The sequence below is a fragment of the Thalassospira sp. TSL5-1 genome, assembly GCF_001907695.1.
GTDB lineage: Bacteria > Pseudomonadota > Alphaproteobacteria > Rhodospirillales > Thalassospiraceae > Thalassospira.
Genome location: NZ_KV880660.1, coordinates 1 through 427, shown reverse-complemented (window position 1 = coordinate 427; position 427 = coordinate 1). Strand labels below are relative to the sequence as shown.

Below are 427 nucleotides of genomic sequence, written 5' to 3'. Positions count from 1 at the left end.
ATTTCAACGGTAACACGGCTAATGCCCATGCGATCTGCAATGGCATCATTGCGCAATCCCTTGCACAGCCACAGCAGGCATTCGCGTTCCCGTGTGCTAAGGGGAGCGTAATGAATGTCTTTTTGCGATGCCAGATGGATCTCTGGCTGGGACAATTGCGGGTCCAGTGCCTGACATCGTTGATGCACGGCATGGGCGGCAAGAACAAGGACATTTTCCCTGTCGCGATAGAATTGCGAAAATTCCTGCGGGTTCATTGAATTGGCAATATTGAAACCGCTGACCTGCAATGTCGAGGGTGTCATTGTGGGAATGACAAAACCGGCATTTGCCCCGGTGTCGCTATATTCCCGAAGCATCCGGGTGGCTGGTTCGGACAGCGAAATCGGGAAAGTGCCGGATCTGGTGTCAAACCGGGTTGGCGTGA

1 protein-coding gene is annotated in these 427 nt (G+C 53.2%); it reads right to left on the bottom strand.

Annotated features, from left to right (window positions below; genetic code table 11):
* Positions 1 to 427, bottom strand: a 427-nt coding sequence (locus LF95_RS22550; protein ID WP_174561020.1) for a helix-turn-helix transcriptional regulator, incomplete at both ends; no start/stop codon positions are given.